Source organism: Haloarcula laminariae, from assembly GCF_025457605.1.
GTDB classification, from domain to species: domain Archaea; phylum Halobacteriota; class Halobacteria; order Halobacteriales; family Haloarculaceae; genus Haloarcula; species Haloarcula laminariae.
On sequence record NZ_JAMZFY010000002.1, the window covers coordinates 995,500 to 1,021,124 of the forward strand.

The window sequence follows — 25,625 nt, forward strand, 5'->3', positions numbered from 1 at the left end:
ATGCGCCGCCCTTCCCTCCAAGTAGCGCTTGCGGTGTTGCTCGTACTCGCCGGGTGTTCGATGTTCGGCTCTGAGCCCGTCCGGGAATCGGACGCTGTCGATCGGCTCGACGCGGCCGGAGAGCGCGTCGACGCCGTCTCCTCCTACCGGTACAACGTAACGATCGACGCGTCCACGACCGCCGGCGACGAACGCGTCACCGGCCACGGAGTCGGAGCGGTCAACGCCACGTCACAGCGACAGGTCGCCAACATGAGCTTCGACGGCGAGCGGAGCGTGAACTACCTCGACAACAGAACCGGCTTCACCGAGTGCCGGGGGCCCTTGGGGGACGGGCTCTGGGGCCGACAGCAGCGCTCGACCGAGTCAGAGTGGGTCGCGTTGACGCCCGTCGGTCGGCAACTCGACCTGCTTTCGACCGGCGACCTCTACTACAACGGGACCGAGACCGTCGGCGGGCGGGACGTGACCCACATCTCGGGTGAACCGTCCGATGAAGTGCTGTCAGAGCGCGGCGTCGGCTCCCGGAACGCACCGGTATTCGGTTCCTCGAACGTCGATAGCGTCACCGTCGACCTCTGGCTCGACACCGCGACGGACCGGCCGGTTCGGAGCGCCATCCGCGTAGTCGTCAGTGCCGACGGCGAGACGGCCACCGCGACGCTCACGTTCCGGTATCGCGACTACGGCGACCGGGTTCGGGTTTCGGTTCCCGACAGTGTCCGGGAGGACGCCCTCTCGACCGGCTGCCCCGGTAGCTGAGAGCGGGATTTAATACGACGCCCCATCCAGTCGCCAGTATGGACCGACTGGCCTCGTGTTACTTCTGTGGGGACGCCTTCGACGCCTCGCTCTCCGAATACCCGGTCGTCCCGAAGGAGCTCCGGCCGCCCGAGGACGGCCCGACGGTCGTGCTCTGTGGGGACTGCCGGCGCAAACTCGGCGCCGTCGTCGAGGAGGTGGTCGCGGCGACCGAGGGCGCCTCGGCGGCCGACGACGCGGCGGCTGACGGGCGGAACGAGCGGGCCGACGCCGCGCTGGCGAACGGCGCCGAGTCGGCTGACTCGCCCCGCGGGTCGCCGCTCGACGACGGCACCGACGACGAGCCGACCACCGACGCCGACGAGTGGGAGTCGCCGACGCGCGACGGCGCGGACGAGGAGGCGTCGACTGCCGGCCCCGACGCGGACGCGACGGGGACCCCGTCGGACGGGGCGACCGAGGACGACGACGGGAGCGACGCCGAGACGACCGACGGTTCCGAGCCGACGCTGACGAAACTGGAGTACAACAAGGTGATGCGGCTGCTCAAGAACAGGGCGTTCCCGGTCGACAGGACCGAGATACGCGAGGTGGCCACGAGCGCCTACGACATCGACCCGGCGGAGTTCGACGCCGTCATCGAGGCCGCCGTCTCCCGGGACCTCATCGCCGTCGAGGACGGCCAGTTCGTCGACCCCGAGTGAGCTTCGACAGGGCTAACCCGGCCCGGCGACAGTGAGCGATATGCGCCAGTTCGTCGTCATCGGTCACGACGCGCCCACTACGCCGGAGTTCTCGCTCGACGACCTCGCCGGGGCCGCCGGCCGCCTCGACGTGCTATGTCGGTGTGTCACCAGCGCCTTCTTCCTCTCCCACGCCATCCGCGAGGCCGTCCGGGTCCACCTCGTGCTGGCCGACGAGTACACCGTCACCTTCGACGGGAGCGAGCTCCGCCGGCTCAACCCCGACGAGCGCTCGACGGCCGCGCTGATTCGCAACGCGCTCGACGAGCGCGAGGAGGCCATCGGCCACGTCCCGGTCGAGAGCTCGCCGGGGGTCTCGCTGACCCGGCGCGGGTTCGCGCCGACCCTGGAGGACGTGGCCCGCGAGGGGACCGTCGTCCAGCTCCACGAGGACGGCGACGCCGCCGCCGAGGTCGAGCCCCCGTCAGACCCCGTTTTCGTCCTCTCGGACCACCACGACTTCGGTGACGAGGAGACAGGTCACATCGAGTCCCACGCGGACCGGCGGCTCTCGCTGGGCCCGGAGCCGCTCCACGCCGACCACGCCATCACGGTCGCACACAACTACCTCGACACCGACGGGTTCCAGCGGTACTGAACGCGGACGGGCGCTCGATGCCCCGGCCGCCAGAACACCTTTGTCCCGCGATGGCGTCCCTGCGGTATAATGCAGCTGTATCGCCCTGTCGATGGCCGTGCCGGACACAGCGAGCGACACGTCCGAGGGGGCCGGTAACGCGTGGCCGAGCCGACGCTGAACCGGCGCGCGATGCTCGGCGCGCTCACCGCCGCCGGCGCCGCGTCGCTGGCCGGCTGTCCGCTGTTCGCGCCCGGGCAGGACGGAACGCCGACGCCGGTCGGCGCCGAGCGGTCGCGCCGGCTCGCGACGCAGTTCGCGCCGACGGTGTACTTCGACCGGAACGAGCCGTGGTTCCCGACGGACCCGCGGCCCTACACCAGTAAGCGGGACGGCGAGACCATCGTCACCGGGTTCGACGCGTTCGACGGCTACCACGACCGGTTCACCGGCGACCAGCCCCCGGAGCCGACGGTGTTCTACAACGCCGTGGAGTACCAGGAGTCGCCGCTTGCGGTCGTCCAGTTCTGGTTCTACTCCGTGTTCGACCAGTTCACCACGAACTTCCACTGGCACGACTGGGAAGTGTTGCACGTCTTCGTCGACACGGACACCGACGAGCCCCAGCTCTACGTCGCCAGCTCGCACTCCCGGAAGGTCCCCAACAACGAGTTCCTGGACCCGGACCCGGAGACGGTGCCCCGAATCCTCTCGGAGCTGGGGTCACATTCGAGTGCGCTGTCGCTCAACGACGCCGAAGACGAGTTCGAGCGGCTCTCGGAGAGCGGTGGGCTGGCCGACATAACCAACAGCGCCATCGAGACGATAGAGGACATCGCGGCGATACCCTTCGCCTACGGGCTGCCCCGCGACGAGGGCTCCAGGCTCCCCTATCTCGTGCCCGAGTACGAGGGCGCGCCGCTGTACGACCACCCCGACCTGCCGTCCGTCGAGCGGTCGGACCTCATCCCGCAGGCGCTGACGGTCCGCTCGCTCGAAACGCTCTCCGGCTCGCTGTCGGGGCTCCCGAACCGCGAGACTGGCCTGGTGTTCGACCACGCCGACCGCGAGAGCGACGCGGACATCGAGTACGACCTGGTCCCGACGGCCGAAATCGAACACATCACGGATTTCACCGGCCCGCAGCTGAGCTTCGAGTTCGCGGTCCCCGAGTTCGGCGAGGACGCCGTCTCGGGACACATCTCGACGACGGGCGCGCCGTGGGGCCAGCCCCGCTACGCGAACCCGGCGGCGGACATCTCCGAGCCCAACCACCGCTCGGCGCTCGCCGACCGCTACGACGCAATCGGCGACGCGGCGGCCGTAAACACCGTCGTCGCCAGCGTTTCGGAGGCCGTCGCCAGCGTCGACGCGCCCGAAGACGAGGGCGTGACCACGCAGACCTCCGAGTTCGAGGCCGTCGCCCTGCTGGAGAGCGACCCCGAGGCGGTCCCGACCTTCGGCGGGGTCGCCGCCGTCAGGGACGTCCCCGCGGGCGACCACCGGCTGACGGTCAACCGGGCCGGCGCGGCCCCCCACAGCGAGTCGGTGTCGGTCGCCGACGACGGGCGCCCCACGGCGGCCGGCGTCGATGGCGAGATACCGCTGGTCGCCCGCGAGAACGCCCGGAAAGTAGAGATAGACCCCGCTGACGCCGACAGCGAGCTCCGCCGCTTCGCCGTCGAGGACGACTTCGGCGGCCGGCTCTACGACGCGCCGCTCGACGGCCCCGACGCGGCCTACGTCCACCGGGGCGGTGCCTACACCACGGAGGTCAGGGACACCGACGACGCGGTCGGGGCCGCCCGCGTCAACCCCGACCCGGACTCCGACGACCCGGTCCGTCTCGCGGACCCGAACACCGGGAAGGCGTCGCTCGCGACGTTCGTCGCGGACATCGCGGCGGAGACGCAGGCGCAGGTGGCCGAAATCCGGGACGGCGATTCCGACGACGACGATGACGACAGCGACGGGCGGGAGAACGCTATCGGCGGCCTCACCCAGGCGCTCGGTGCCGTCGTCGAGGCGGCCGAGCGGGCCGCCCAGCGGGCCGAGGACGGCGACCGCGGAAACGCGGACCGGCAGCTCGAGACCGTCGCCGCCCGGCTCGAACGGGTCAGTACGAAGATAGCCGAGGCCAGCAACGACATGCCCGACCCGCTGTCGGCGGCCGCCCGGAACCGCCTCGACCAGGCGACGCGGCGGACCGAGCAGGCCCGCGACCAGTCGAAGCTCTGATAGTAATTCTCGTAGGTTATCACCGGATAGCGCCGACGCCAGGGGTCGGCGCGTACCGGCAATCGCTACAAGAATCACTACGAGCCACGGACGGCAACCAGTTTACTCCTGGGACCACAGGGGCCGATATGGCAGACGAACTCGCCTGGGAGACGCTCACGACGGACATCGCCTACAGCTGTCCGGGGTTCGACATCGTCCACGAGGACGTCGAGTTGCCCGACGGCACCGAGACCGACTTCGACTTCCTGCGGGAGGGCGACAGCGTCGTCGTCCTCCCCCTGACGCCGGATGGGGACGTGGTCGTCATCGAGGAGTGGCGCCAGGCCGTCAAGCGGGTCAACCGCGCGCTGCCGGCCGGGAGCATGGAAGCCGACGACGCGGCACCGCGCGACGCCGTCGACCGCGAACTCCGCGAGGAGACCGGCTACGAGGCGGAGCGCGTGCGCCATCTCTACACCGCCGAGCCCGCCAACGGCTACGCCGACTCCGTGTTCCACTACTTCCTCGCGGAGGGGTGTGAACCGACCGCCGAGCAGGAGCTCGACTTCGACGAGTCCATCCGCGTCGAGACGGCGGCGTTCGACGAGCTGCTCGAATCGGTTCGGTCCGGCGACCTGCGGGACGGTCGCTCGGCGGTCGGTCTCATGTACTACGCGCTGTTCGAGCGGTGACCGTCTGAGACATACCGGTCGCAGGAACGATGGCTGTAGAACTACGGCCTGTGTCCTTGCCCGATGTGTCCCGCCGAGTAGCCCGGGAACACAACCCTTAGGCGCTCCCCCCGCCGACACCGTGCAATGACGAACTTCGAGGTCCGCCAGTACGACGCCGCGGGCCGCCTGGGCGAACTGGAGGTCCCCCGCGCCGGCGTCACCGTCCAGACGCCGACCATCCTCCCCGTGGTCAACCCCCACGTCCAGACGGTCGACCCGGCCGACCTGGCGTCAGAGTTCGGCGCCGAGATACTCATCACGAACAGCTACATCCTGCACGGCTCCGACGAACTGCGCGAGCCGGCCTTGGAGCGTGGCCTGCACGACCTGCTGGGTTTCGACGGCGCCATCATGACTGACTCGGGCTCGTTCCAGCTCGCCGAATACGGCGACATCGACGTGACCACGGAGGAGATACTCCAGTTCCAGCAGGACATCGGGAGCGACATCGGGACGCCCGTCGACATCCCGACGCCGCCCGACGTCGACCGCGAGCGGGCCGAGTCGGAACTCGAAACCACGCAGGACCGGCTGGAGCGAGCCGCGGCCGCCGACACCGGCGAGATGCTCGTCTCGGCGCCGGTTCAGGGGTCGACGTATCCCGACCTGCGCGAGCGGGCGGCCAGCCACGCCAAGACCGCCGGGCTGGACGTGTTCCCGCTTGGCGCCGTCGTCCCGCTGATGAACGAGTACCGCTACTCGGACCTCGCCGACGTCGTCGCGGCCTGCAAGCGCGGGCTCGGCGAGGTGGGGCCGGTCCATCTGTTCGGCGCGGGCCACCCGATGATGTTCGCGATGGCCGCCGCGCTCGGCTGTGACCTGTTCGACTCGGCGGCGTACGCGCTGTACGCCCGCGACGACCGCTATCTCACGGTGCGGGGGACCGAGCTGCTGGACGACCTCGCTACCTTCCCCTGTCACTGTCCGGTCTGTACGGACCACACGCCCGACCAGGTCCGCGGGCTGGACGACGACGCCCGCCAGGACCTCCTGGCCCGTCACAACCTCCACGTCACCTACGGCGAGATTCGCACCGTCAGACAGGCCATCCGCTCGGGGAACCTGCTGGAACTGGTCGATTCGCGGGCCCGCGGGCACCCGACGATGCTCGACGGCTACCGCACGCTGCTCGACCACGCCGAGCAACTGGAGCGGACCGACCCGGTCTCGAAGGACGCCTTCTTCTACACCTCGGCCGAGAGCGCCCGCCGGCCCGAGGTACTGCGCCACCAGGAGCGGCTGGACCGCTTCGACCTCGACGCCGACGAGGTGTTGCTGACCGAGGGGGGCTCGAACTCCCGCTACGACGAGACCTGGGGGGTTCTGCCCCCCTTCGGGCCGTATCCCCGCGAACTCGCCGACACCTATCCGCTGACCGCGGAAGTCCCCGAGCGGACCGACCGCGCGGCCTGCGAGGCCGCCGCCGACGGCGTCGCCCGGCTGGTCGCGTTACATCCGGACACCTCGTTCACGCTGGTCCACGACGACTGGCCCGCGACGGCGCTGGACCGGGTGCCCGAGGGGGTTCGGCTGCGGGACCTGCACGCCCGGGAGTGAGCGAACCCCGGTTTCGCCGGCGGCTCTCTGGAGTGGCGCCGGCATCGCCCGGTAAGCCGCGGCGCTCTTGAGCCTCGGCGGTCAACACGTCCCATGAAGAAATCCATCGACGAACACGCCGACCGGTTCTCCGAGCACGCCGCCGACTACGACGAGAGCCAGGACTCGCCGGAGTACCGCGCCTGCGTCGACCTCGTCGTCGGCCACGCCGCTCCCGGCGCCGACGACGTGGTCCTCGATATCGGGACCGGGACGGGCGCTATCGCGCTCAGCGTCGCCGACGACGCCGGGCGCGTCATCGGCCGGGACATCAGCGAGGGGATGCTCGAACGGGCCCGCGAGAAGGCCGACGAGCAGGGACTTAGCGTCGAGTTCGGCGAGGGGCGGTTCCGCGAACCGGGGGTCCCCGAGGGCGTCGCCGTCGACATCGTCACCTCGAACTTCGCGATGCATCACCTCAGCGACGCCGAGAAGCGCGAGGCCATCGACACGCTCGCCGCGCTCGGTCCGCGCCGCATCGTCCTCGGTGACGTGATGTTCTTCGGCGAGCCGAACCCCGAGGACCCGTTCTACAGCCCCGAGGTTGACGACCCGGCGACGGTGGGCGTCCTCGCCGATGCCTTCACCGACGCCGGCTACGGGCTGACGGCGGTCGAGATGGTCTCGGAGCAGGTGGGCGTCCTCGTCGCCGAGCCCCTGGACTGACCGGGCAGCCGACTACTGCTCGGGCTCTTCCAGCCGGCTCCCGTCTCGGGGACAGTAGTCGTAGGCCTCGGAGGTGGCCTGAAAGCCACAGTGGGGACACTCCTGGACGATAGTCGGGCCGTCGCCGCCGAAGCCGCGAAAGAGGAAGGGGACGAACGGCAGGAACAGGAAGACCAGCAGCGTGTCGAAGTACACCCACAGCGCCGCCGAGAGGAGCAGGCTCACGAGCAGACCGACGGCTGCCGTCAGGGTGCGTGACCCGACCATACTCGTCTGTCGCCGCTCGACGGCGAAAAACACCGCGATGTGGCACCCGTCTCTCGATGCCGCGTGAGACTCCCTTTCACACTACGATTAGCTTTAACAGCCAGTGAACGGAACCGTCGAGTATGGTCCCCCATCCTGACGATTCGCGTGGCTGCCCCAAGTGCGGACACACGGAGACGGAGGTCGGTGAAATCTCGACGACCGGCGGCGGCCTCTCGAAGATGTTCGACATCCAGACGAACAGCTTTAAAGTGGTCTCCTGTACCGGCTGCGGGTACTCGGAGCTCTACCGCGATCAGAGCTCCGGGAGCAGCGACATCGTCGACGTCTTCCTCGGCTGATGGCGGTAGTCAGCCCCCTCTTTGCGGTCGTCGGCCTGCTGCTCGCGGTCGGTGTCCCGCTGGTGCTGTACGCGCTCGTGCGGTCCGAGCACGACCAGCGCGAGACGATGGACCGCGAAGACGCCGAGCTGGCGGCCCGGCGGGACAAGTAGCGCTGCCGCCCGGGGCCGCCTGCCCGTCAAAGGCAAGATAGTTGGTCGCCCGCGGCCGACGTGCGGGCATGACCGACTACTTCGAGGTCCACGAGCGCGACGGGGCCGCCCGGGTCGGCGAGTTGCGACTCGCCGAGTCCGTGCCGACGCCAGCCCTGGTCGACGACGTGGACGCAGACACGCCGGGGGCGGTCCACACCGTCCTCGACGACGCCGGGGGCCGCTGGCCGTCCGAGCCGGACGCCCCGGAGGGCGACGACTCGGCGGTGACGATTCTCCCACACCGCGGGCTCCCCGCCGGGACGCCTGACGAAGTGGCCGAGGCCTTCGGTGACGACTACCCGGACGCCGACTTCCCGTCGGGCGCGGTCGTCTCGCCGAAAACCGCCGGCGACCACCCCGCCGATGTCACGGTCCTGTCCGGCGCACCGGGTGTCACCGGCCACGGCTCGGCCTTCGTGGACGCCGTGACGACCGTCAAGGAGGCCGTCCCGGCCGACACCGCGCTGTACCTCCCCGGCGTCGCCACGCCCCGGAACGTCGCCACGCTGGTCTACGCCGGCGTCGACCTCGTGGACCCGCACCGGGCCGTAATTCGCGGGACCGAAGGCCGGTATCTCACCACCGACGAGGCGTACTTCCTGGAGGACCTCGACGAGCTCCCGTGTGCCTGTCCCGCCTGCCAGCAGCCCCGCGAGTCCTTCGACCGGAGCGACTGCGCCGAACACAACGTCCACGCGCTGGCGGCCGAACTGTCCCGCGTCCGCCGGCGAATCCGTGACGGGCGCCTGCGAGACTACGTCGAGGGGCAGGCCCGACAGGACAACTGGCTCACCGCCACCGTCCGCCTCCTCGACCAGCGCTACGGCTACGTCGAGCAGCGGGCCCCGCTGATTCGCCGGGCGGAACTGACCGCCACGACGGAGGACGCCATCCGCCGCGTCGAGATTCAGCGCTTCGCCCAGCGGGTGACAGAGCGTTACACGCCCCGATTCGACGACCGGCCGCTCGTGTTGGTCCCCTGCTCGGCCCGCAAGCCCTACAGCGACTCCCAGAGCCACAAGCAGTACCACGACGCCATCCAGTGGCGCGCTCACGTCGTCTCGATGACCTCGCCCATCGGCGTCGTGCCACAGGAACTGGAGCTGACCTACCCCGCCCAGCACTACGACTCCGTGGTGACGGGCAACTGGTCGGCAAACGAGATAGAGTTCGTCTCACGGGTGCTTGAGCGCTATCTCGAAGACGCAGACTACCCCGAAATCATCGCTCACGTCCCCGGCGAGGGGTACCGGGACATCTGTGAGCGCGTCGCCGACTCGCTCGGCCGGGAGTTTACCTACACCGTCCGGGACCACCCGACGACGGCGGACTCGCTTGGCAACCTCGCGGCGGAGCTGGAGGGGTGGGACACCTACCAGAAGTCCGCCCGCGAACACCGGACCATCAAAGCCATCGCGGACTACCAGTTCGGAGAGGGCGCCGGCGACGAGCTGTTCCCCGACATCGGCACACAGGGCCGCTACCCGCAGCTGCGGGCCGACGACGCCGACGGCGAGCAACTCGCCGCCCTCGCCCAGCAGTACGGCGTCCTCTCGCTGACGACGGCGGGCGCGCGCCGCTGGGTCGACAGCGACGTACCCACGAAGACCGTCGAGATAGAGCCGTTCGTCCCCCACGGCTCCGTGCTCGCCCCGGGCATCGTCGACGCCAGCGACGACATCCGCGTCGGCGACGAGGTCGTGGTGCGGGGCGACGCCGCCTTCGGCGTCGGCCGCGCCCAGATGCACGGCGCCGAGATGCAGTCGTCGACGCGTGGCATCGCCGTCCAGATGCGCCACACTGAGGAGCTGTAGGGACCGAGCCGAAACCGCCTATGGACCGACCGACACGCCGGTACGTTCCCGCGGGGGCGTTCGCGCTTCTCCTCCTCGCCGTCTCGCTGCTGCCCGCGTCCGAGACCGGCGGTCCGACGCCCGGACTGTTCGGTATCGCACTGGACAAGTGGGTCCACGCCGGTAGCTATGCTGTCCTCACAGCCCTCCTCTCGCGGGCCCGCGACAGCCGGACAGTCCGGGCAGTCGCGCTGGCGGCCGTCGTCGCCGTGGGTTACGGCGGCGGAATCGAACTCCTGCAGGGGCTGGTTCCCTCCCGCGGGACGAGCCTAGCCGATATGGGCGCCAACGCCGTCGGAGCGGTCTGCGGCGGCGGTCTCTGGCTGGTGCTCGCCGCCCGAGTCGACGCGCTCACCGAGCGCGTCCGAGCGTAGAGGCTTTACGCGCCCGTGGGCAAAGCGGCGTAATGAGCAAGCCCAGTCCCGACGTCTACGAGCAGGGTAAGGGGATGGACGCCCACAACGCGGTGATGCGCGAGGTCCGCTCGCGCAACGACTCCACCTACGACCCACGCGAGCCGACCCGCGTCTGGCTCGACGAGGACAACACGCCCGACGGCGTCTACCAGAGCCTGACTATCATCCTGAACACCGGCGGCTGCCGGTGGGCCCGCGCGGGCGGCTGCACGATGTGCGGGTACGTCGCCGAGTCCGTCGAGGGCGGCAGCGTGGCCCACGAGGACCTGATGGCCCAGATTCAGCACTGTCTCGACCACGAGGCGGAGAACGCCGAGGACCTCTCGGGGCTCATCAAGATATACACCTCCGGGAGCTTCCTGGACGAGCGCGAGGTGCCCGCGGAGACGCGGCGGGCCATCGCCGACACCTTCGCCGACCGCGACCGCATCGTCGTCGAGTCGCTGCCTGACTTCGTCGAGGACGAGCGCGTCTCCGATTTCGTCGACGCCGGCCTGGAGACGGACGTGGCTGTCGGGCTGGAGACCGCCACGGACAGGGTGCGTCACGACTGCGTGAACAAGTACTTCGACTTCGCGGACTTCGAGGCCGCCTGCGCCGAGGCCAGGGATGCGGGGGCCGGCGTCAAGGCCTACCTGCTGATGAAACCGCCGTTCCTCACGGAGCAGGAGGCCGTCGAGGACATGAAATCGTCGGTGCGACGCTGCGCCGCCGTCGACGGCTGTCACACCGTCTCGATGAACCCCTGTAACGTCCAGCGCTACACGATGGTCGAGGAGCTCTACCACGACGGCGGCTACCGCCCGCCGTGGCTCTGGTCGGTCGCCGAGGTGCTGGAAGAGACGGCCGACGAGGACGTCATCGTCGTCTCGGACCCCGTGGGGCACGGCTCCGACAGGGGCCCGCACAACTGCGGGGAGTGCGACGACCGCGTCCAGCGCGCTATCAAGGACTTCGACCTGCGCCAGGACCCGAGCGTCTTCGAGCAGGTCGACTGCGAGTGCGAGGCGACCTACGAGGCCGTCCTGGCGCGGGAACACAGCTACGCGGCGCCACTGGCACGGTAGTCACGATGTCCGGCCTGACCGATACGACTGATTCGACCGACGCGCGCTTGCCGGCGGGGCTCGCCGCAGTCGGCGCGGCCGCCACGACGGCCCTGCTCGTCGCCGTCCCGCTCATCGAACTCCTTGCGACCGAGTTCTCCGCGCTCGTCGCGCTCCCGCTCGGGCTGCTGGCCGGGCTTGCCACGCTCGTCGGGGTCGCGTTCAACTTCGGGGACCTCCACCCCGTGCGGCGCCGGGCGCTGCTCGCGTACGCGGCCTTCGGCCCGGCCGTGGTCCTGGTACTGCTTCTCGCCTACGTGAACGTCGGCCGCGACCTGTTCACCGTCGAGGTGGCCGTCGGCGTCGGCCTGGCCGCGACGGCCGCGGTGTACGTCGGACTCGGGCTCTCCGAGCGCGACAGCGGGGCGTAACAGACGGCGACAGCGTGGTGTACGGCCCCGCCGCTCACAGCGTCTCGTCGGGGGCGTGCTTCTCCCGCATCCGTTCGGCCTCCGTCACGTAGCGCTCGCGGGTCGCCGCGTCGTCGACGGTCCCCAGGTTATCGGGGTCGACGGGCATCGATACCGGCGTCTCGCGGTGGTCACCGGTGTAGGAGGTCAGCGCCCGCTCCTTCCGGAACTCCCGCCGGCCGTCCGGGGTGGCGTAGGTCAGGATAATCATGTTCTGTTCGTCGTCCCCGTAGGTCCGTTCGACGAGCCACACGCGGACGGACTCCCCGGCGGCCGCTGTCTCGTCACTGTCCATACCGTCCACTAGGCCGTCGAACGAAAAGAGTATGGTGGACGTTCTCACACCGTGAGACGACCAGTTTCACTTTCACTCCGGTAGGCTGGCGTTTTTACCAACTGGTGTCCTATTGGTTCGTAGGGGCCGCGGACCATGTCACACGCTCCACTGGCCCCATCCTATCCCTTTGGACGAACCGCGTAGCGGCCGCTGGGCGGTTCCCGGCTCCGTGAAAACGGCGTGTACCCTCAGTCGGCGAACCCGGAGAGCACCGGCTGGCCGTCGGTACGGCCGAGGTCCTCGAGCGAGGCCCGCTCGGGGTGGGGCATCATGACCGCGACGTGGTCGCGCTCGCCGGTGACGCCGGCGACGGCGTGTTTCGAGCCGTTGGGGTTGGCCTCGGGGGTGACCTCGCCCTCGGCGTCGCAGTATTTGAACAGTACGCGCCCCTCGGCTTCCAGCTCGTCGAGGCGGTCGTCGGGAATCTCGTAACGGCCCTCGCCGTGGGCGATGGGGAGTTCGATGACCTCGCCCTCGTCGTACTGGCTGGTCCAGGGCGTCTCGGCGTTCTCGACGCGCAGGTGGACGTGCTCACACTGGAAGCGGGCGCTCTCGTTGGTGGTGAACGCGCCGGGGGTCAGCGACGACTCACAGCCTATCTGGGCGCCGTTGCAGACCCCCAGTACCGGCGTCCCCTCGTCGGCGGCCTCGCGGACCTCGGCCATAATCGGCGAGCGGGCCGCCATCGCGCCGGCTCTGAGATAGTCGCCGTAGGAGAACCCGCCCGGGAGCATGATGCCGGTGGTGTCGGCCGGAAGCCCGTCCTCGTGCCAGACGAGCTCGGCGTCAAAGCCCATGGCGTCGAGCGCCTGGACGGAGTCGCGGTCGCAGTTCGAGCCGCCGAACCGGATGACGGAAATCGTCATTCCGCTTGCGTGACCTCCACGGTGTAGTCGTGGATGGTCGGGTTCGCCAGCAGCCGCTCGGCCATCTCCTCGGCGCGGTCTGCGGCCGCGTCGGCGCCGTCGGCCTCGATGTCCAGTTCGAACACGTCGGCCGAGCGCAGGTCGTCCAGTTCGAACCCGAGGCGTTCGAGCGAGCGCTGTGTGGTCTCGGCCTCGGGGTCGAGGACCCCGCGTTTCAGCCGGACCGTGACGGTCGCGGTAAAGGCGGTCATTACTGAGCACCGGGCGGGCGGCGGAGAAAACGCTTGTGTTATTCGAGCGCCGGCACGGCCGTCCACTCGCCGGGCTGGTCGGGCAGGCCCTTCACTCGGAGCTCGACGGTCCCGTCGCGCTCGCGCACGTCGATGCGGCCGTCGAACGGCTGGGCGATGCTGGTGACGACCTGCTCCTCGTGGGCCGACGGGTCGATGGCACAGACGCCCAGCCCGTCGGCGGTCCGGATGCGGGACGTGACCGTGTTGATGAAGCGAAAGACCGGCCGGACGTCCTCGCTGTACACCAGCAGCGGCGTCAGCGTGTAGATGCCAGTCCGAACCGTGTCGTAGCCGCGCGCGTACACCTGCTCGTACTGGCCGGAGTACTCGATACCGATACCGGTCAGGTCGCCCGGCGAGCCGACCGAGGCGACGAAGTCGCCGAGGTCGCCGTCCCGCTCCTGCGTGCAGCTGACGACCCGGACCCGCTCGCGGTCTATCCGGCCGCCCACATCCTCGAAGGTTCTGAGCACCTTGCGGGCGCTGGTGTCGGCGGTGATGATGAGGACGCCGTCCTCGCCCAGCAGGAGCCGGAGCAGGAGTTCGCGGGCGCCTTCGAGCGTCGGCCCGGCCAACAGCAGGTTCGTCCCGGAGGCGACGCTCTCCAGCGGGAGTCCGGGGAACTCGTAGCGGCTGCCGTGTTGGGCCGCCATCTCACTCGACCCCCGCTCCCAGCCGTCGTCGCAGCGACAGTTGCTCCTCGACTTCGTCGGCAAAGCGCCTGAGGTCGTCGCGCTCGGCTCGCGTGTACGACCGCGGCTCGCCGTGGATACAACAGACCGCGCCCAGGGCGTTCCCGTCCTCGTCGGTGATGCGGGCGCCGGCGTACGAGCGGATTTCGAGCTCCTCGAGCCGGTCGACCCCGGTGAACCGGGGGTCCTCCTGGACGTTCTCGACGACCATCACCTCGTCCGTGAGGATGGTGTGGGTGCAGATGGTGTCCTCGCGGGACAGCGTCCGCCAGTTCGCCCCCTCGCAGGCGATGAACCGCTCCTCGTGGGCGTCGACCAGCCCCACGAAGGCCACGTCGATGTCGAAGTGGGAGGTTATCAGCGACGTCAGCCGCTCGAACGTCTCCAGTGCGGACAGCTCGTCGACGTCGTACGCTTCGACGGCGTCCAGTCGCTCGGCCTCGTTCTGCGGGACGGGGTAGGCCGCCTGGGTCGCCTCGGCGGCCGCGGCCTTGACGACGTCCACGAGGCGGTCGTGGGACTGCGGGACCGTCCGCGGGACGTACTCGACTATCTGGTCGCGCCCGCCCCGGGGCAGGTCGGACGGCGGTTCGCTCGTAAAGAAGAGGCAGGGACAGTCCGGGTAGCGCTCCCGGACCATCTCGACCAGGTCGAACCCGTCCCCGTCCGGCAGGCTCGCCGTCGTTACGACACAGCCGACGCTGTCGTCCATGGCGGCCTCGGCGGCCGCGATGGACCCGCACGCACGAACTTCGAATCCGGCGGTATCCAGTGCGTCGACCGTCACAGCCCGTGTCTCGTCGTCGCCGTCGACACAGACGACGGTCGGCAACTCGGCTCTCACGTGCTCGCAATGCAACTGGAGGAACTAAGCTATATCGCCCGCGTAAAACGAAGCCTTTTGCACCGCCCCCGCCGAACGAACTGCCAATGACTACCGAGACACCACGGAGGTGCCGGCTATGAGACACTCGTTCACGGAGATAACTGTCGTCGGTGAGGACGACACGGGGCTCATCGCCGAAGTCACCTCCCTGCTCTTCGAGCGCTCCATCAACATCGAGGACCTGGACCAGGCGGTCCGGGAGGGCGTCTTCCGGATGACGATGCACGTCGACACCGCCGATATGGTGACGACGGAGGAGAAGCTCCGCGAGGACCTGACCGAACTGGGCGAGGAGCTGGGCGTCGACGTGCAGGTCCGGTTCCCCGCCGACCGCGAGACCCAGTCCATCGCCGTCCTCGTGACCAAGGAGTCACACTGCCTTGAGGCGCTGTTCGAGGCGTGGGCCAACGGCGACCTCGGCGCCGACATCGAGGTGGTCATCGGCAACCACGACGACCTCGAACCGCTCGCACAGAAGTACGACGTCCCGTTCCACGACATCGGCGACGAGAAGGGCACCCCCGACGAGGAGCAACTGCTCGACCTGCTCGCCGAGTACGACGCCGACCTCATCGCCCTGGCTCGGTACATGCGCATCCTCTCGCCCGACGTCGTCTTCCGCTACGAGAGCCGCATCATCAACGTCCATCCGAGCCTGCTGCCAGCCTTCCCCGGCGCCTCGGCGTACATGCAGGCCATCGAGGAGGGGGTCCGTATCGCCGGCGTCACGGCCCACTACGTGACGACCGACCTGGACCAGGGGCCCATCATCACCCAGCGGGCGTTCAACGTCCCCGACGACGCCACCGAGGAGGAGCTCCAGAAGCTCGGTCAGCCCCTCGAAGCCGAGGCGCTCATCGAGGGCATCAAGCTCCACCTCAACGACGAGGTGACGGTCCACCGCGGCCGGACGAAGCTCCGGGACCCCGAGAACACCGACGCACAGCTCGGCGCGCCGGAGGACCTCGACGACCAGAACCCCGACCGACCCATCGACGGCCTCGGCGAGTTCGTCGCCGACGGGGACGAACTGGAAGCCGAAGTAGACGATTAATACGCGGTATCGACCGGGAGAGGGCGCCAAAACCCGAAGCGGGTGACCGACAAAGCCCGCGACGGCCACCGCCACTGCCGGGCGTGTCCACGCCCGCACACGCTCCGGTAAGTTCTCTATACCGGTCTAAACGACCGACGGGAGTGACATGGCCGTCCGGACAACCCTGCTGTGATGGCGTTACAATCAGTCGTCGCGGCAGGAACAGTCGGACAGTTCGCCCCGCTCCAGTTCGGGGGTAACCTCCTCTGGCTCGCGGTCGTCTTCCTCGTGCTCGCCCTGGTCGCGGGCGTGCTCGGCGCCCGCGGCGTCGCCGGCCTGAGTATGGACATCGCAAAGTGGCTGGTCATCATCTTCGTCGTCCTCGCCGTCGTCTCGTTCCTGCTGTAGCGGCCCGTCGGGCGGGCGGCGTTTCGTTACAGGTCCCGCACGGCGTCGACGGCCGCATCGAGGGACGGGGCCTCGAAGACGTCGCCGCCGACGTAGGCGTTCGTCCCGGCGCAGTAGAGGTCCCGCGCGGCCCCGATGACGGCCTCGTCAAGCGGCGCCGGTGACTCGTCACAGAGGGACTTCCAGTCGGCGACTCCCTCGGCGGTGGCCCGCTCCTTCGCGGCGCTTACGGCCTCGACCCACGCCAGCTGGGTCCGCTTGTGGTACTGGCGGACGACCTCCTTCGAGACCTGCTGCCCGTCGTAGGCAAAGCGGTTCTCGTCGAAGGTGCCGACCACGTCGGCCACCCGGACTTCCCCGTCGTGGTAGAGGCACTCTATTTTCCCGTCCTCGTGGACGAGGTCGGCCTCGGCGGCGGTGTCGGTGACGAGGCGGTCGACGGCCAGGGCCAGCTCCTCGAGCCGGTCGAGGCTCGCCTTCCCGGCGATGCGCTCGGCCTCCGCCCGGTCGAGATAGCGGTCCTGTTCCTCGTACTTCGTGGAGAACTCCACGATTGGCTCGTCCAGTTCGACGACGCGGTCGGGCCACGAGTCGAACGCCAGCCCGTGGTCGGCGGGGTCGGTCCGCCGGCGCAGCGACGAGCCGGTGCCCACGCGGTTGCGGAAGACGATTTCGAGCGGAATGAGGTAGTTCTCGCCGGCCTCGTCGTGGTAGGCGTCGTAGTCGTACGTCCCCTCGCGCTCGGGCAGGTCCGGGACCTGGGTCAGCGAGATGACCATCTCCTCGGGCGGCGTGCCCGCCGCGAGGGCCTCGTCGAGGTCGAGTATCGCGCCGTCGGGCTCGGTCCGGACCCCCTCGTAGTGGGTCGCCACGTCGCGTTCCTCCAGCAGCTCGAAGTTGTACGCGCCCATCGTACACAGCGAGGCTCCCTTGTCCGGAATCTCGTCTGGCATCTTCCCCCAGTCGAACACCGAGTAGTCGTCCGTGAAGGCAAACGAGCCGCGCCCGAGGTCGGTGGCGGTCGCCGGCTCGTCGACGCGGAACTCCTTGACGCTCGTCATTGCCGGCGCTTTGGGACGGGTGACAAAGACGTTTCTCATACCGCGACCGGCGGCGCGGCCTCAGTCGCCGTCGGCCGGCCGTCTGGCCCGGTCGTCGACGTCCGCTATCGGCGGCATGGCGCGCTTGTGTGCGGTCTCCTTGCACATCGAGACCAGCCGCTGGGCCGTCGACCGGTCGATATCCAGCGCCGCCGCGGCGTCGGTGACCGACTCCCCCTCCTCGACGACCCGGTACAGCAGCGAGTCGATGACGTCGTAGGTCGCCCCGAGGTCGTCGGCGTCGGTCTGACCCGGATACCGGCCCGTCGCGGGCACCTTCTCGACGATGGGGTCGGGGAGCCCGAGGTGGTCGGCGAGCGCCCTGACCTCCGTCTTGTAGAGGTCCCCCAGCGGGAACAGGTCGGCGGCGCCGTCGCCGTACTTCGTCACGTAGCCAAGCAGTAGCTCGGAGCGGTTCGCCGTGCCGACGACCAGGCGGTTCCGCCGGTTGGCGGCGTAGTACGCACAGCACATCCGTAGCCGGGCGACGGTGTTGTGGCGGGCGCGGTCCGGCGTCGGCGTCGGCCCCCGGGGCTCCTCGCCCGCCAGGTCCGGGGCGAGCTGCTGTTCGAACCCCTGGAGCAGCGGCTGGAGGTGGGCCCGCTGGAACTCGATGCCGAGGTGGTCGGCGACGACGCTCGCCTCCATGGTCGCCGAGGCGTCGGTCTTGTGACAGGGCAGGCCCAGGCCGAGGACGCGGTCGGAACCGAGCGCCTGGACGGCCAGCGTCGCCGTCACCGTCGAGTCGAGCCCGCCGCTCATCGCGACGACGACGCCGTTCGCGCCGGCCGCGTCGACGCGTTCTCGAAGGAACGCGCGAACGGTCGAGCCGACCGCCGTCGCGTCCGCCCCGCCTTGAACGAAGGGAGTTGCGTGTTTCTGTGGTCTGTCGTTCATAATTGTGCGAACGTGTTTTTTCTTCGCTCAGATAACTCGGATGGCGATATATACGACTACTCCTTAAACACATGAAACACTCCGGAACACTGCCGTAGTCGCCGGTAGCGGCCACTGCCAACCCGGCCGGTGTCGATGGGAACCGCTTTGTTTCGGGGCGTGTACGGACCGCACAATGCCTTTGCTGGTCGACGTTGGTATCATCCTCGCCGCGACGGTCGCCATCTGGAAGGGCAGCGACTGGCTGGAGGCGGCAAGCGAGCGGCTCGCGGCCTACTATGGGCTCCCCGACGTGGTCCAGGGCGCCATCATCGTCGCCGTCGGCTCGTCGTTCCCGGAGCTATCGACGGTGGTCGTCGCGGCCCTGGGCGGGTCGATGCCGCTGGGCGTCGGCGCCATCGTCGGTTCGGCTATCTTCAACGTCCTCGTCATCCCGGCCGTCGCCGGTATCACCACCGACGGCGACGTCGACTCGAACCGCACGCTCGTCTACAAGGAGGCGCAGTTCTACATGCTCGCCGTCTCCGTCCTGCTCATCACGTTCGCGCTGGCGGTCATCTACTACCCGGCCACGGCGTCGCTTTCGGGGACCGTCACCCGCCCGCTCTCGGCTATCCCGCTTGCGCTCTACGGCCTGTACGTCTTCATCCAGTACCAGGACACCGCCGACCACGAGAGCGACCCCGACACGGCCGCGGGTATCGACGCCCGCCGCCAGTGGGCCTTCCTGCTGGCCGGGCTGGCCGTCATCCTCGTCGCGGTCGAGAACCTCGTCCACTCGGTCGGGGTCATCGGCCGGACGTTCGGCCTCGACGAGTTCCTCCTGGGCGTGACCGTCCTCGCGGCGGCGACGAGTCTGCCGGACACGCTGGTCAGCGTGCGCGCCGCCCGCGACGGCAACGGCGTCACCTCGCTCGCGAACGTCCTCGGGTCGAACACGTTCGACCTGCTGGTCGCCATCCCGGCCGGGGTCCTCATCGCCGGCGCCTGGACCGTCGACTTCGCGATGGCGGTGCCGATGTTCGGCGTCCTCACCGGCGCGACTGTCCTTCTCTTTACCGCGCTCCGGACGGACCTCGCGCTCTCGACGCCGGAGTCGTACGCGCTGCTGGCGGCCTACCTCCTGTTTGTCGCCTGGGTCGTCGCCGAGACGGCCGGCCTTGTCGGTGGCATCTTGCCTAATTGAGCCTGTGACGGGGGTGCGGTTCGCCCGTGTCCGCGTTCGTCCCGGGCCCGGCATGTGAGGGTGGAACCACACGCTTTTCTCGCTCGTCCCCGTCTCTCCTGTAATGTCGGACGCGACGCTGCCGGCGGGCGGGTTCGCCCAGCAGCCGGTCACCGACCAGTCCTTCGAGAACGCGCTGGCGAAGGCCAGAGACGGCAAGCGACTGACCGTGGCCGACGGCGTCGAACTCATCACTACCGGGACCGACGTCGAGGGTATCCACACCGGTCGCAAGGAACAGGTCCTGGAGGCCGCCGACCGCCGCCGCGCGGAGGTGGTCGGCGACGAGGTCACCTTCGTCGCGAACCTCAACAACAACGTCACCACCGCGTGCAACACGGGCTGTCTGTTCTGTAACTTCAAGGACCGCTCCGAGCAGTTCCGCAGCGACTACCAGCAGGACCACGGCGGCTTCACGAAGACCCCCGCCGAGTCCCGCGAGATAGTCGGCGACGCGGTGGACCGGGGTATCTACGAGGTGTGTTCCGTCTCGGGGTTACACCCCGCGCTCGCGCTGGACGACGAGCACATCGAGATGCTCGAAGCCAGCGACCGGGAGGACCTGAACTACCGGCCGGCGAGCGAGTACGACACGGACCCGGGCACCTACTGTGAGCAGATTCGGGCGATGGATGTCGGGGACGTCCACGTCCATTCGATGACCCCGGAGGAGGCCTACCACGCCCGCCGAGGGACTGACTGGTCCTACGAGGAGGTGTTCCGGCGGCTCAAAGACGCCGGGCTGGACAGCGTTCCGGGGACGGCCGCCGAGATTCTCGTCGACGAGGTGCGGGAGGTCATCTGTCCCGGGAAGATAGACAGCGCCGAGTGGCTCGAAGCGATGGAGGCCGCCGCCGACGTGGGCCTCGGAACGACGGCGACTATCATGTACGGCCACGTCGAGAACGCCCGCCACCGGGTCGAACACCTCCGGAAAGTGCGGGCGCTACAGGACCGGACCGGCGCCATCACGGAGTTCGTCCCGCTCTCGTTCGTCCACGAGGAGACGCCGCTGTACGACCGCGGGATGGTCGAGGGGGGCGCCAGCGACGACGAGGACGAACTGATGATAGCCGTCTCCAGACTGTTCCTTGACAACATCGACCACATTCAGTCCTCGTGGGTGAAATACGGGGACAGCGGGGGGCTGAAGATGCTCACCTGCGGCGCCGACGACTTCATGGGGACCATCCTCTCCGAGGAGATAACCAAGCGGGCCGGCGGCGACTACGGGGAGTTCCGCTCCGTGCGGGAGTACGCCGACATGATAACCGCTATCGGCCGCACGCCGGTCGAGCGGTCGACGGACTACGAGCAGCGCCGCGTCGTCGACCCGGAGGCGGACGTACTGGGACCGACGCTGGGCCCCCGCGCCGACGGGACGCCGCTGCTCCGCTGATTCCTGAAAAGGGGTACAGTCGCTCGTCGGTACAAAATCCCCCGGGAGGGCTGTCAGAGGCACACCCGGGTACGTTCTTGAGTAAATCCCGGACGGTATTATAGGTATCACCTAGCTATCTAGGTGCCCGCGGGATAGGCACGCCACACCGTGTCTCTGCGTCCGGCGGCAAACACCGGCGGCCCGCGTCGCTTTCCGGTCAGTCGGAGCTGACCGGCGTCGTCGGGTTCTCGCCCCGCTCCAGCACCGCCCGGAACCGACGGCCGGCCGCCCCCTCGGCGCCGATGGCCCGCTCGATGGCCGGCGGACACCACCCCGCCTCGACGAACCGCTCGTAGACCGGCAGCCGCTCGCACAGCGGGACGCCCGCGGCGTCGGCGACGGCCTCCAGCTCCTTGACCGCCGGCCAGGCGTAGTCGGGGTTGATGTGGTCGTCGGTCACCGGCGACACCCCGCCCAGGTCGTCGATGCCACAGTCGACGAGCTCGCGGGCCGGCGCGAGGTTGGGCGGGACCTGGACCGACACGTCCGCCGGCAGTCCGGCACGGGCCATCGCCGTCGCGCGCCGCATCGTCGCCAGGTCCGGCGACCCGCCGCGCCACCGCTCGTTCTCGACGACCGGCTGGACGATGACCTCCTGGATATGCCCGTAGCGCTCGTGCATCGCCGCGATGGCGAGGATACTCTCGGCCCGGTCGCGCCAGTCCTCGCCGATGCCCACCAGGATACCCGTCGTGAAGGGGACGCCAAGCTCCCCGGCGGTCCGAATCGTCGCGAGGCGCTGGCCCGGCGACTTCGCCCGCGGCCCGCCGTGGGCCTGCACGTCGGCCGTCGTCTCCAGCATCACGCCCATCGAGGCGTTCACGTCCGCGACGGTGGCCATCTGCTCGCGCGTCTGGTCGCCCGGGTTCGCGTGGGGGAGCAGTCCCTCGGAGAGCGCGATTTCGCAGGCCTCGCGCAGGTACTCGTGGACGCTCCCGTGCCCCAGCGAGTCGAGCTGGTCGTACAGCTCCGTGTAGCGGTCGTCGGGGTCGTCGCCGAACGTGAACAGGGCCTCCGTACAGCCCGCCGCGGCCCCGGCCCGGCAGGTCTCGCGTATCTCCTCGGGCGACATGAGCGTCGCCTCTCCCGGCGGGTCGTAGTACGTGCAGTAGGTGCAGGTGTACCGGCAGGCGGTCGTCAGAGGGACGAAGACGTTCCGGCAGTAGCTCAGTTCGGGCGCCGCCTCGACGTCCTCGGGCATCACCGACAGCAGCCGCTCGATGTCCCGCTCGTCGATGGACAGGTCGACGTCGTATTCGCCGGCGCCCGGAATCACGTCCCCGAATCCGTGGCCGACGGACAAAAGCGTCTAGTAACTGTGGCTGGCTCAGAGAGCACGGCTCCTCAAAACAGCCGGAAAGCCCCGCCCAGTGCTGTTTGACCAACTGGCTACGGGTGGGGCTCTCTGGCTGTCTGCGTTCGTTGTCGTGGGTCCACATCTGGCGCCCCCGAAGCGTTGAAACGTCCTAGTACGCTACTGACTAGCATGAGTGTCTCAGGTCTGTGTGAAATCTGCCAGCGGCCGGACGTCGAACACGGCTGTGACCGCTGCGGGCAACTGGTCTGTGAGCGCCACTGGGACCGACAGCTCGGGGTCTGTATCGAGTGCAGCAGTCAGGTCGGCGGCCGCGGGGGACAGGATTCGACGGAGAACCTCCCGGACGGGGTCGACACCTACCGTTTCTGACGCTCAGCGGTACTGGTTGAGCTGGTCTTTCAGCTGCTTCGCCGACCGGCCGGCGGCCTCGAAGAACTTCTCTGGGTCGCCGCGGTCGGCCGCCTCTTCGCCCGCGAAGATGATACCGCGGGAGGAGTTGACCAGCCCGACGCCGTCGGCCAGCCCGTGTTCGACGGCCGCCTCGGCGTCCCCGCCCTGGGCGCCGACACCGGGGACGAGGAAGGGGATGTCGGGGACGAGCTCTCGGATGTCGGCGAGTTCCTCGGGGTTGGTCGCGCCGACGACGAGGCCGACGTTGCCGTTGTCGTTCCAGAGGTCCGCGAGGTGGACCACCCGCTCGTACAGCTTCTCGCCGGAGGCCAGTTCGAGGTCCTGGAGGTCGGCGCCGCCGGGGTTGGAGGTGCGCCCGAGGACGAACACGCCCTTCTCGGCGCGCTGGAGGAACGGTTCGAGCGAATCCCGCCCCAGGAAGGGGTTGACGGTGATGGCGTCGGCCGCGGGGCCGCTGTCGTCGGAGAGAATCTCCGCGTACTGGCGGGCGGTGTTCCCGATGTCGCCGCGCTTGGCGTCGAGCAGGACTGGCACGTCTTTCCCGTGCGCGTACGCGATGGTCTCCCGGAGCGCCCGCCACCCGTCGGCGTCCTCGTAGAACGCTGCGTTGGGTTTGTAGCAGGCGGCGTGTTCGTGCGTCGCGTCGATGATACGGCGGTTGAACTGCCAGCGGGGGAGGTCGGCGTCGGCCACCGCGTCGGGCAGGCGGTCGGGGTCGGGGTCCAGCCCCACCGAGACCACGCTGTCGGCGACCGCGATGCGGTCGGCCAACCGGTCGAAGAAGTTCATACCTACCGGGCCGATGGGCACGGATACAAGCGTTTCCCTCTCCCCCGGCTATCGTTTGTGATAATTCGAACCGGCAGTACTTTATACTGGCTGAGAAACCACCCGCCATGGACCGTTCCCTGGACGTGGGGCACGTCGCCGAGACGCTCCCCGACCTGAGCGAGGCCCTCTCGGACTCGCGGCTCAGGCCCGCCGGAGTCGTCGTCGGTTTCGCCCTGTTGACCGTCGGTGCACTGCTGTCGATGGCCCCGACGACCGGCCAGTGGGCCTTCTGGTCGAACGCTGTCGCCGCCACGCTCGTCTTCGTGAGCGTCCCGCTGTTCTGTGTCGGCCTCGCCGCCCCGGACCCGCCCGAAGGCTCCCGCTTTCACTTCGGTGTTGACCTCTCGCGCAAGCAGCGCCAGGCGGTCGCCGCCGGTTCGCTGTGTATCACGCTCTCGCCCGTGGTCATGGCGCTCGGGTCGCCGCTGGGCATCTCGACCGTGGTGCTGGCGATGGCCGCGACGCTTTCCTTCGTCGGGGCGTCGCTCGTGCTGACCGGCTTCATCGCCTGGACCAGCGAGACGCTGGCCGGCCCGGCGTAAGGGGCCGCCCCTACTGCAGCGACGCCGCGACCGCGTCGACCAGTGCCTTGACCGCGGCCCCACTGTGGGCCACGACGACCCGTCCCTCCTCTTCGACAGTCACGTCCCCGCGCTCGCTCTCGAACGCCGTCGACCGGGAGAGCTCCAGCCGCGCCGTCGTCTCGGTCACGCTGACGGTCCCGAGGGCGTCGCCGTCGGCCGCGATGCGGAACGCGAACGCGCCCTCGGCCGTCGGCTCGACGTCGGGCTCGGCGTCCTCGACCGACACCGCGCCCAGGGGCCCCCGTTCTAACCCCGTCAGCTCCGACGCGAACAGCTGCCCGATGCGTTTCCCGTCGGTGATACGGTCCTCGACCATCAGAGCCCCTCCCTGACCTCGGCGGCGATACCGCTCACGTCGACCCCCTCGCTGCGGGCGTAGACGACTGCCGCCGCGTCGAGGGTCACGCCCAGTTCCGACTGGCGCTTGTTGATGTCCGCGACGGCCGTCTGCTTCTCGACGCCGGCCTCGACGACCGCGTCCAACACCTGTTCGAACGTCGACCGGGACTGGAGTATCTCCTCGCCCGGCCGGAACCCGTCGGGAATCGCCGTCGACGACGCGTCGAAACCCGTGACCAGCGCGTCGTCGTCCCGTTCGAGAAGCCCCTCGCTGGTGGCCACGTCGACCAGCGTCTTGGCCTGGTCCGGTGAGAACCAGTTGCGGTCCAGCGACAGCGCCACGACGAACTCGCTCTCGGCCATCCGGTCGGTCCCCCGCTGGCGAAACGGCGCGGCCACGGCCGTCTTCAGACTCATCTAGTGAACGGGTCGGCGGGTTCGGGGGTAACGGTTGCGATTGCGAGCAGCTACGGCTGGAGTTGAGTACGTCCCCGAATCACGAAATGGTACGACCAGAGGGCGGGACTTTCTGGCTGTTCCTCCCGGTCACGCAGGTGCGTAGGCAGTCGTCGCAGACGCCTTCGGTCCACCGGCCGACCCCGGTAACTAGCATCGAACGCTTCAAGTAGCCGCTCGGCCACGTACCGGGTATGCAAGACCAGGGACGCTCCCCACGCAAGCGGACAGGCGGCCGACGGCGACCGAACCACAAGAAGAAGAAACACGAGCTGGGACGCCAGCCCACCGAGACCCAGGTCGGCGACCAGAAGCTCAAGGTCGTCCACTCGCGGGGCAACACGAGCAAGGTCCGCGCCGTGACGACGAACGTCGCGTCGGTCGCCGACGGCGGCGAGACCGTCGAGGCCACCATCGAGCAGGTCACCGAGAACCCCTCGAACCCCAACTACGCCCGTCGTAACATCATCACGAAGGGCGCCATCGTCGAGACGAGCGAGGGCCAGGCGCGGGTCACCTCCCGTCCCGGCCAGGACGGCCAGGTCAACGCCGTCCTCGTCGAGTAACGCCCCCGTCTCTTTTCCGTTTTCCACCGTCCAGTAGCGACGCTACCCGTCGCG

The 25,625-nt window shown here is 69.1% G+C and carries 32 protein-coding genes; 20 read left to right on the forward strand and 12 right to left on the reverse strand.

The window, feature by feature from the left end:
- From NJQ98_RS16785 to NJQ98_RS16815, 7 genes are all read left to right on the forward strand, one after another.
- Entirely contained in the window at window positions 1-762 is a 762-nt protein-coding gene (locus NJQ98_RS16785) for a LolA-like protein (RefSeq protein ID WP_262180767.1), read from the forward strand.
- 38 nt (window positions 763-800) lie between these two features.
- Entirely contained in the window at window positions 801-1,466 is a 666-nt protein-coding gene (locus NJQ98_RS16790) for a DUF8528 domain-containing protein (RefSeq protein WP_262180769.1), read from the forward strand.
- Window positions 1,467-1,506: 40 nt separating this feature from the next.
- Window positions 1,507-2,103: a tRNA (pseudouridine(54)-N(1))-methyltransferase TrmY gene (trmY, locus tag NJQ98_RS16795; RefSeq protein WP_262180771.1), complete on the forward strand. Its 597-nt coding sequence runs from the start codon at window positions 1,507-1,509 to the stop codon at window positions 2,101-2,103.
- A 171-nt stretch (window positions 2,104-2,274) separates the two neighbouring features.
- On the forward strand, window positions 2,275-4,320 hold the full coding sequence (locus tag NJQ98_RS16800) for a hypothetical protein (RefSeq protein ID WP_262181019.1): 2,046 nt from the start codon (window positions 2,275-2,277) through the stop codon (window positions 4,318-4,320).
- 128 nt (window positions 4,321-4,448) lie between these two features.
- Window positions 4,449-4,994, forward strand: a complete 546-nt coding sequence (locus NJQ98_RS16805) for an NUDIX hydrolase (protein ID WP_262180773.1) — start codon at window positions 4,449-4,451, stop codon at window positions 4,992-4,994.
- Window positions 4,995-5,120: 126 nt separating this feature from the next.
- Complete coding sequence (gene tgtA / locus NJQ98_RS16810; protein WP_262180775.1) at window positions 5,121-6,593, forward strand: tRNA guanosine(15) transglycosylase TgtA; 1,473 nt, start codon at window positions 5,121-5,123, stop codon at window positions 6,591-6,593.
- Between the two features lie 93 nt (window positions 6,594-6,686).
- On the forward strand, window positions 6,687-7,298 hold the full coding sequence (locus NJQ98_RS16815) for a class I SAM-dependent methyltransferase (RefSeq protein WP_262180777.1): 612 nt from the start codon (window positions 6,687-6,689) through the stop codon (window positions 7,296-7,298).
- 12 nt (window positions 7,299-7,310) lie between these two features.
- On the opposite strand, the gene NJQ98_RS16820 is transcribed toward NJQ98_RS16815, so the two are convergent.
- On the reverse strand, window positions 7,311-7,565 hold the full coding sequence (locus NJQ98_RS16820) for a hypothetical protein (protein WP_262180779.1): 255 nt from the start codon (window positions 7,563-7,565) through the stop codon (window positions 7,311-7,313).
- Window positions 7,566-7,687: 122 nt separating this feature from the next.
- On the opposite strand from NJQ98_RS16820, the gene NJQ98_RS16825 reads away from it, so the two are divergent.
- From NJQ98_RS16825 to NJQ98_RS16850, 6 genes are all read left to right on the forward strand, one after another.
- Complete coding sequence (locus tag NJQ98_RS16825; RefSeq protein WP_262180782.1) at window positions 7,688-7,906, forward strand: zinc ribbon domain-containing protein; 219 nt, start codon at window positions 7,688-7,690, stop codon at window positions 7,904-7,906.
- Window positions 7,906-8,058, forward strand: coding sequence for a DUF8143 family protein (locus tag NJQ98_RS16830; protein ID WP_262180784.1), 153 nt, complete (start codon window positions 7,906-7,908; stop codon window positions 8,056-8,058). Before NJQ98_RS16825 ends, NJQ98_RS16830 begins: the two co-directional genes overlap by 1 nt.
- A 68-nt stretch (window positions 8,059-8,126) precedes the next feature.
- Window positions 8,127-9,914 carry an archaeosine synthase subunit alpha gene (arcS, locus tag NJQ98_RS16835; RefSeq protein WP_262180786.1) on the forward strand — a complete coding sequence of 596 codons (1,788 nt, stop codon included), beginning with the start codon at window positions 8,127-8,129 and terminating at the stop codon, window positions 9,912-9,914.
- A gap of 20 nt (window positions 9,915-9,934) precedes the next feature.
- Window positions 9,935-10,327 carry a VanZ family protein gene (locus NJQ98_RS16840; protein WP_262180788.1) on the forward strand — a complete coding sequence of 131 codons (393 nt, stop codon included), beginning with the start codon at window positions 9,935-9,937 and terminating at the stop codon, window positions 10,325-10,327.
- A 32-nt stretch (window positions 10,328-10,359) separates the two neighbouring features.
- Window positions 10,360-11,436, forward strand: a complete 1,077-nt coding sequence (locus NJQ98_RS16845; protein WP_262180790.1) for an archaeosine biosynthesis radical SAM protein RaSEA — start codon at window positions 10,360-10,362, stop codon at window positions 11,434-11,436.
- 5 nt (window positions 11,437-11,441) lie between these two features.
- Complete coding sequence (locus tag NJQ98_RS16850) at window positions 11,442-11,846, forward strand: DUF8147 domain-containing protein (RefSeq protein ID WP_262180792.1); 405 nt, start codon at window positions 11,442-11,444, stop codon at window positions 11,844-11,846.
- 34 nt (window positions 11,847-11,880) lie between these two features.
- Here the strand turns inward: NJQ98_RS16850 and NJQ98_RS16855 are convergent, their stop codons facing one another.
- The 5 genes from NJQ98_RS16855 to NJQ98_RS16875 all read right to left on the reverse strand — a co-directional run bounded on the left by NJQ98_RS16855 (window position 11,881) and on the right by NJQ98_RS16875 (window position 14,917).
- Window positions 11,881-12,180: a DUF7967 family protein gene (locus NJQ98_RS16855; protein ID WP_262180794.1), complete on the reverse strand. Its 300-nt coding sequence runs from the start codon at window positions 12,178-12,180 to the stop codon at window positions 11,881-11,883.
- Window positions 12,181-12,410: 230 nt separating this feature from the next.
- Window positions 12,411-13,088 (reverse strand): phosphoribosylformylglycinamidine synthase I, encoded by a 678-nt coding sequence (purQ, locus tag NJQ98_RS16860; protein WP_262180796.1) that lies wholly within the window; start codon window positions 13,086-13,088, stop codon window positions 12,411-12,413.
- Window positions 13,085-13,339, reverse strand: coding sequence for a phosphoribosylformylglycinamidine synthase subunit PurS (gene purS, locus NJQ98_RS16865; RefSeq protein WP_262180798.1), 255 nt, complete (start codon window positions 13,337-13,339; stop codon window positions 13,085-13,087). The genes purQ and purS overlap by 4 nt, the downstream gene beginning before the upstream one ends.
- Before the next feature lie 38 nt (window positions 13,340-13,377).
- On the reverse strand, window positions 13,378-14,034 hold the full coding sequence (locus NJQ98_RS16870) for a DUF7504 family protein (protein WP_262180800.1): 657 nt from the start codon (window positions 14,032-14,034) through the stop codon (window positions 13,378-13,380).
- A 1-nt stretch (window position 14,035) separates the two neighbouring features.
- Window positions 14,036-14,917 (reverse strand): GAF domain-containing protein, encoded by an 882-nt coding sequence (locus NJQ98_RS16875; protein ID WP_262180801.1) that lies wholly within the window; start codon window positions 14,915-14,917, stop codon window positions 14,036-14,038.
- A gap of 118 nt (window positions 14,918-15,035) precedes the next feature.
- On the opposite strand from NJQ98_RS16875, the gene NJQ98_RS16880 reads away from it, so the two are divergent.
- The gene (locus NJQ98_RS16880) at window positions 15,036-16,013 is read left to right on the forward strand and encodes a formyltetrahydrofolate deformylase (protein ID WP_262180803.1); all 978 of its coding nucleotides are present in this window, start codon (window positions 15,036-15,038) and stop codon (window positions 16,011-16,013) included.
- 174 nt (window positions 16,014-16,187) lie between these two features.
- Entirely contained in the window at window positions 16,188-16,403 is a 216-nt protein-coding gene (locus NJQ98_RS16885) for a DUF1328 domain-containing protein (RefSeq protein ID WP_262180805.1), read from the forward strand.
- 26 nt (window positions 16,404-16,429) lie between these two features.
- Here NJQ98_RS16885 and NJQ98_RS16890 read toward each other — a convergent pair whose 3' ends face one another.
- Both NJQ98_RS16890 and NJQ98_RS16895 read right to left on the reverse strand, forming a co-directional pair.
- Window positions 16,430-17,464, reverse strand: coding sequence for a phosphoribosylaminoimidazolesuccinocarboxamide synthase (locus tag NJQ98_RS16890; RefSeq protein WP_262180807.1), 1,035 nt, complete (start codon window positions 17,462-17,464; stop codon window positions 16,430-16,432).
- Between the two features lie 60 nt (window positions 17,465-17,524).
- Window positions 17,525-18,400: an NAD+ synthase gene (locus tag NJQ98_RS16895; RefSeq protein ID WP_262180808.1), complete on the reverse strand. Its 876-nt coding sequence runs from the start codon at window positions 18,398-18,400 to the stop codon at window positions 17,525-17,527.
- A 175-nt stretch (window positions 18,401-18,575) separates the two neighbouring features.
- Here NJQ98_RS16895 and NJQ98_RS16900 point away from each other — a divergent pair, with 175 nt between their 5' ends.
- Together NJQ98_RS16900 and cofH are read left to right on the forward strand one after the other, a co-directional pair.
- Entirely contained in the window at window positions 18,576-19,586 is a 1,011-nt protein-coding gene (locus tag NJQ98_RS16900) for a sodium:calcium antiporter (RefSeq protein ID WP_262180810.1), read from the forward strand.
- Window positions 19,587-19,689: 103 nt separating this feature from the next.
- Window positions 19,690-21,024: a 7,8-didemethyl-8-hydroxy-5-deazariboflavin synthase subunit CofH gene (gene cofH, locus NJQ98_RS16905; protein WP_262180812.1), complete on the forward strand. Its 1,335-nt coding sequence runs from the start codon at window positions 19,690-19,692 to the stop codon at window positions 21,022-21,024.
- A gap of 199 nt (window positions 21,025-21,223) precedes the next feature.
- Here cofH and cofG read toward each other — a convergent pair whose 3' ends face one another.
- Window positions 21,224-22,342, reverse strand: a complete 1,119-nt coding sequence (gene cofG / locus NJQ98_RS16910; protein WP_262180814.1) for a 7,8-didemethyl-8-hydroxy-5-deazariboflavin synthase subunit CofG — start codon at window positions 22,340-22,342, stop codon at window positions 21,224-21,226.
- A gap of 210 nt (window positions 22,343-22,552) precedes the next feature.
- Here cofG and NJQ98_RS16915 point away from each other — a divergent pair, with 210 nt between their 5' ends.
- Entirely contained in the window at window positions 22,553-22,753 is a 201-nt protein-coding gene (locus NJQ98_RS16915) for a hypothetical protein (RefSeq protein ID WP_262180816.1), read from the forward strand.
- A gap of 3 nt (window positions 22,754-22,756) precedes the next feature.
- Here the strand turns inward: NJQ98_RS16915 and pyrF are convergent, their stop codons facing one another.
- Window positions 22,757-23,584, reverse strand: coding sequence for an orotidine-5'-phosphate decarboxylase (gene pyrF / locus NJQ98_RS16920; RefSeq protein ID WP_262180819.1), 828 nt, complete (start codon window positions 23,582-23,584; stop codon window positions 22,757-22,759).
- A 107-nt stretch (window positions 23,585-23,691) separates the two neighbouring features.
- Here pyrF and NJQ98_RS16925 point away from each other — a divergent pair, with 107 nt between their 5' ends.
- Entirely contained in the window at window positions 23,692-24,168 is a 477-nt protein-coding gene (locus tag NJQ98_RS16925; RefSeq protein ID WP_262180821.1) for a hypothetical protein, read from the forward strand.
- A gap of 10 nt (window positions 24,169-24,178) precedes the next feature.
- Here the strand turns inward: NJQ98_RS16925 and NJQ98_RS16930 are convergent, their stop codons facing one another.
- Together NJQ98_RS16930 and NJQ98_RS16935 are read right to left on the reverse strand one after the other, a co-directional pair.
- The gene (locus NJQ98_RS16930; RefSeq protein WP_262180824.1) at window positions 24,179-24,526 is read right to left on the reverse strand and encodes a DUF7993 family protein; all 348 of its coding nucleotides are present in this window, start codon (window positions 24,524-24,526) and stop codon (window positions 24,179-24,181) included.
- Entirely contained in the window at window positions 24,526-24,966 is a 441-nt protein-coding gene (locus tag NJQ98_RS16935; protein ID WP_262180827.1) for a DUF2240 family protein, read from the reverse strand. Before NJQ98_RS16935 ends, NJQ98_RS16930 begins: the two co-directional genes overlap by 1 nt.
- 233 nt (window positions 24,967-25,199) lie before the next feature.
- Between NJQ98_RS16935 and NJQ98_RS16940 the strand changes: the two genes are divergently transcribed.
- Window positions 25,200-25,571 carry a 30S ribosomal protein S8e gene (locus tag NJQ98_RS16940; protein ID WP_262180829.1) on the forward strand — a complete coding sequence of 124 codons (372 nt, stop codon included), beginning with the start codon at window positions 25,200-25,202 and terminating at the stop codon, window positions 25,569-25,571.
- Window positions 25,572-25,625 lie beyond the last annotated feature (54 nt).

Coding starts and splice junctions, on each gene's coding strand:
- NJQ98_RS16785 (WP_262180767.1), top strand. CDS start 1: ATGCGCCGCCCTTCCCTCCAAGTAGCGCTTGCGGTGTTGCTCGTACTC.
- NJQ98_RS16790 (WP_262180769.1), top strand. CDS start 801: ATGGACCGACTGGCCTCGTGTTACTTCTGTGGGGACGCCTTCGACGCC.
- trmY (WP_262180771.1), top strand. CDS start 1,507: ATGCGCCAGTTCGTCGTCATCGGTCACGACGCGCCCACTACGCCGGAG.
- NJQ98_RS16800 (WP_262181019.1), top strand. CDS start 2,275: ATGCTCGGCGCGCTCACCGCCGCCGGCGCCGCGTCGCTGGCCGGCTGT.
- NJQ98_RS16805 (WP_262180773.1), top strand. CDS start 4,449: ATGGCAGACGAACTCGCCTGGGAGACGCTCACGACGGACATCGCCTAC.
- tgtA (WP_262180775.1), top strand. CDS start 5,121: ATGACGAACTTCGAGGTCCGCCAGTACGACGCCGCGGGCCGCCTGGGC.
- NJQ98_RS16815 (WP_262180777.1), top strand. CDS start 6,687: ATGAAGAAATCCATCGACGAACACGCCGACCGGTTCTCCGAGCACGCC.
- NJQ98_RS16820 (WP_262180779.1), bottom strand. CDS start 7,565: ATGGTCGGGTCACGCACCCTGACGGCAGCCGTCGGTCTGCTCGTGAGC.
- NJQ98_RS16825 (WP_262180782.1), top strand. CDS start 7,688: ATGGTCCCCCATCCTGACGATTCGCGTGGCTGCCCCAAGTGCGGACAC.
- NJQ98_RS16830 (WP_262180784.1), top strand. CDS start 7,906: ATGGCGGTAGTCAGCCCCCTCTTTGCGGTCGTCGGCCTGCTGCTCGCG.
- arcS (WP_262180786.1), top strand. CDS start 8,127: ATGACCGACTACTTCGAGGTCCACGAGCGCGACGGGGCCGCCCGGGTC.
- NJQ98_RS16840 (WP_262180788.1), top strand. CDS start 9,935: ATGGACCGACCGACACGCCGGTACGTTCCCGCGGGGGCGTTCGCGCTT.
- NJQ98_RS16845 (WP_262180790.1), top strand. CDS start 10,360: ATGAGCAAGCCCAGTCCCGACGTCTACGAGCAGGGTAAGGGGATGGAC.
- NJQ98_RS16850 (WP_262180792.1), top strand. CDS start 11,442: ATGTCCGGCCTGACCGATACGACTGATTCGACCGACGCGCGCTTGCCG.
- NJQ98_RS16855 (WP_262180794.1), bottom strand. CDS start 12,180: ATGGACAGTGACGAGACAGCGGCCGCCGGGGAGTCCGTCCGCGTGTGG.
- purQ (WP_262180796.1), bottom strand. CDS start 13,088: ATGACGATTTCCGTCATCCGGTTCGGCGGCTCGAACTGCGACCGCGAC.
- purS (WP_262180798.1), bottom strand. CDS start 13,339: ATGACCGCCTTTACCGCGACCGTCACGGTCCGGCTGAAACGCGGGGTC.
- NJQ98_RS16870 (WP_262180800.1), bottom strand. CDS start 14,034: ATGGCGGCCCAACACGGCAGCCGCTACGAGTTCCCCGGACTCCCGCTG.
- NJQ98_RS16880 (WP_262180803.1), top strand. CDS start 15,036: ATGAGACACTCGTTCACGGAGATAACTGTCGTCGGTGAGGACGACACG.
- NJQ98_RS16885 (WP_262180805.1), top strand. CDS start 16,188: ATGGCGTTACAATCAGTCGTCGCGGCAGGAACAGTCGGACAGTTCGCC.
- NJQ98_RS16890 (WP_262180807.1), bottom strand. CDS start 17,464: ATGACGAGCGTCAAGGAGTTCCGCGTCGACGAGCCGGCGACCGCCACC.
- NJQ98_RS16895 (WP_262180808.1), bottom strand. CDS start 18,400: ATGAACGACAGACCACAGAAACACGCAACTCCCTTCGTTCAAGGCGGG.
- NJQ98_RS16900 (WP_262180810.1), top strand. CDS start 18,576: ATGCCTTTGCTGGTCGACGTTGGTATCATCCTCGCCGCGACGGTCGCC.
- cofH (WP_262180812.1), top strand. CDS start 19,690: ATGTCGGACGCGACGCTGCCGGCGGGCGGGTTCGCCCAGCAGCCGGTC.
- NJQ98_RS16915 (WP_262180816.1), top strand. CDS start 22,553: ATGAGTGTCTCAGGTCTGTGTGAAATCTGCCAGCGGCCGGACGTCGAA.
- pyrF (WP_262180819.1), bottom strand. CDS start 23,584: ATGAACTTCTTCGACCGGTTGGCCGACCGCATCGCGGTCGCCGACAGC.
- NJQ98_RS16925 (WP_262180821.1), top strand. CDS start 23,692: ATGGACCGTTCCCTGGACGTGGGGCACGTCGCCGAGACGCTCCCCGAC.
- NJQ98_RS16930 (WP_262180824.1), bottom strand. CDS start 24,526: ATGGTCGAGGACCGTATCACCGACGGGAAACGCATCGGGCAGCTGTTC.
- NJQ98_RS16935 (WP_262180827.1), bottom strand. CDS start 24,966: ATGAGTCTGAAGACGGCCGTGGCCGCGCCGTTTCGCCAGCGGGGGACC.
- NJQ98_RS16940 (WP_262180829.1), top strand. CDS start 25,200: ATGCAAGACCAGGGACGCTCCCCACGCAAGCGGACAGGCGGCCGACGG.